This is a genomic window from Burkholderia sp. AU4i (assembly GCF_000466765.1).
Lineage (GTDB): Bacteria > Pseudomonadota > Gammaproteobacteria > Burkholderiales > Burkholderiaceae > Burkholderia > Burkholderia cepacia.
On sequence record NZ_ASSI01000337.1, the window covers coordinates 1 to 3,012 of the forward strand.

Here is a 3,012-nt window from a genome sequence, read left to right on the forward strand (position 1 = left end):
GGCGAGCCAGCCCCAGCGGGCCGCGGCGAACGGCGCGACGACGCTCGCGAGCACGGCGCCGCCCATGATCGACGTCGAATAGACGCCCATCGCGCCGCCGATCCGCGTCGCGAAATGGGCCTTCACGAAGCCGGGCAGCAGCGCCTGCACCATCGCGATCCCGACACCCGCGCAGCAGGCGCTCGCGAGCAGCAGCCACGCGTGCTGCGCGCCGATGCGCGATGCGCAGGCCAGCCCGATCAGCGCGACGCCGAGCCACACGCCGCCCGCGATGCCGGTCACGCGCTGCAGGCGCCGCGCGCTCAGCGCGCCGAGACCCATCAGCAGGATCGGGATCGTCGTCAGCAGGCTGGCCGCGCCGTCGCCGATGCCGGTCGCGCGCTGGATCATGTCGAGCAGCGGGCCGACCGCGGCGAGCGCCGGCCGCAGGTTCAGCCCGACGAGCACGATGGCGGCGAGCCGCCATCCGGGGGAAGTGAAGCGATTCATCGCAAGGCCCTCGAAATCGGTGCGCGGCCCCGGAAAGGCACCGCGCGATTTTCATGTAAAGTATCTCGACATCAAGATAAACGCCGATTTATCTCGACGTCAAGATAACTGGCAGGCCGAGGAGGGTTAATGGATCAGGTGGATCGAGCTGCGCATGCGCTCGCGCAATGGCGTAACGAGCGCCCGGATCTCGACGCGTCGTCGATGGTGGTGATGGGGCGGCTGCAGGAAGCGGCACTCGTGATCGCGCGCGACCGCCTCAATCCGCTGTTCGCGCGCTACGGGATGCAGCCGGGCGAATTCGACGTGCTCGCGACGCTGCGGCGCGGCGGTGCGCCGTTCGCGCTGACGCCGACGGCGCTGTACGACGCGCTGATGATGTCGTCGGGCGGGATGACCGCGCGCATCGACCGGCTGCAGAAGGCCGGCTGGGTCGAGCGCCGGCCGAACCCGGCCGACGGGCGCGGCACGCTCGTCGCGCTGACCGACGCCGGTCGTGCGCTGATCGACGAAGCGGTCGTCGCGCACATCGACAACCAGCGCCAGTTGCTGGCCGTGTTGTCGGATGATGAGCAGGCGCAGTTGTCGGAACTGCTGGGGAAACTGCTGGCGGGGGTGGGAGGCAGGGCGCCGGGAGAGTTGGGAGGCAAGTAGCGTCGCTGAATGCGTCACGCAAATGCGCGCTGCGGACAAAGGCACGGTTCTGCGTGAATTTTCGTGGATGTCGCTTGGCGACCCACACGGGACACACGGCTTTCCCGATAGCAGTCGTTGGATATCACATTCCCGAGTCGCTGCTCAGCCAGCGAGAACCTTTGCGACGAACATTAAGCGCGCAACGTCGCAGCGCATTTCTCTTAGCGCCCTAATCAGTAGTAAAGTGCGGAGAAGACTGCCGACAAGTGTCGCGGATTCGGTTCCCGGCTGCCGTCTACAACCGATTTTTGGCCAGTGACCTGCACGAACACGAAAATTTAATGAATTAACGGAAAAATTTTCAATGTGGCGTAAGGCAGGCATCAAGGCGACACAACTGGACAAAGGAGAAAGCATTGGCAAACTTAGCGAACGTAAAACAAGAGATCGTTGGGTCAGTGTCACAAAATTCAATGGCTGCGGAGGTTTCCAATGCCCTCGATGGGCTGTTTACCATAGAGTTTTTCAAGAAAATACAAGCGCATGGAAAGACGTACATAACTCTACATTGCAAGCCAACTCGAAATGTCGCCGATGCCTTGTTACTGGATAGAGAGGTTCTAGCCATAGGCATAAACGTCGCCGACGTTCAGGTTCGAACTCTTCACGTCGCACAAGAAATTATCGCTAATAGTCAAGGTCGCTTGGATCGGACGCTCATTATTGTCATTCATGCCGACAAGACAGGAGATGAAAAACTACGAGCGTGGGGACGCGAACAAGGTTACAAGATCGTGCCGATCTTTCGTCCGAAAGCGGGCGCGCTTCCTACCTCTGAGACTTTGAGGCGAGTTCTTGCTCAGGACTTGTTCACGCAGGATCCCTTCTCCCTTACGGGACCTGTGCTGGCGGATTCGGAGTTCTTCGGAAGAAGAACCAACGCGCTCGAAACATTAAGACAGCTCCAATCTGGACGAATATTATCAATATTTGGCATTCGAAAGGTTGGGAAAACATCTTTGATAAATCGCATAGTGACCCTCGCACGAGAAGCAGGCACTCCGAAGATTGCGATGATTGACTGTTCCGTTGATGGATTCAATAGACTAAATGCGGCAGACGCGCTGAAGGCAGTTGCCAAGGTTGCCAAGCTCGCAGCTAACCGTGGCTACGCGCATATTTCCGATGCGCTTAATCGAAGTGACCAAGAACTCGTTCCTGTTTTCGATGATTTGTGGTCGCAACCAAATCCGGTGCCGTTAGCAATCGTGTTCGACGAAGTTGACTATGTAACGCCCGCGTCACCAACTCAGGCTCATTGGAAGGACGATTTCAACGTATTTTGGAGGGAGTTTCGAGTCGTTTATCAGGAGGCTCAACGGATGGGTTTCCCACTCTCATTGCTCGTGTCAGGTGTGTCCTCCCAAGCATTTCGTGTGGAAAGTTTTGCAGGCATCGAAAACTCCGTGCTGCATTTTATCCCTGAGGGATACCTTGCTCCATTCGCCAGGCAAGCGTCCAAGTCAATGATTAAGGATTTGTGCACCCGTTGTGGACTGGTGCTAAACGACGTAGACCAGGAAAAAGTCGCAGAAATTTGCGGTGACTTCCCATATTGGATTCGGATGGCCGGCTCATACATTCATCGTGCGGTTGAAATTCAGGGCCGTCCGCGAAGTCTGGAAGCTGAAGTGGTAGGAAAACTTCTGGATGAATTCGTGGAAGCGGAGGGCACCGACGCTGCACGAGTCGCTCTTGAGGACTTGCGCCGCAAGTCTCCCGAGCCAGTCGAACTACTACGCCACGCAGCAAGCGTTCCCAAAGTTTCCTTAGCAGAAGGTAAGCTGTTGGTGCGATACGGTTTGGTGAACCGCACCGGGAATCGTG

Annotated in this window: 2 protein-coding genes and 1 pseudogene; 2 read left to right on the plus strand and 1 reads right to left on the minus strand. The window is 58.0% G+C overall.

The window, feature by feature from the left end; genetic code table 11:
- Positions 1-489 (minus strand): annotated as a pseudogene (locus L810_RS42135) (MFS transporter); the annotation flags it as partial.
- A 138-nt stretch (positions 490-627) separates the two neighbouring features.
- Between L810_RS42135 and L810_RS42140 the strand changes: the two are divergent.
- On the plus strand, positions 628-1,143 hold the full coding sequence (locus L810_RS42140) for a MarR family winged helix-turn-helix transcriptional regulator (RefSeq protein WP_042978338.1): 516 nt from the start codon (positions 628-630) through the stop codon (positions 1,141-1,143).
- Between the two features lie 398 nt (positions 1,144-1,541).
- Positions 1,542-3,012: hypothetical protein (locus L810_RS47940; protein WP_155836498.1), on the plus strand; the 1,471-nt coding region annotated here is incomplete at its 3' end.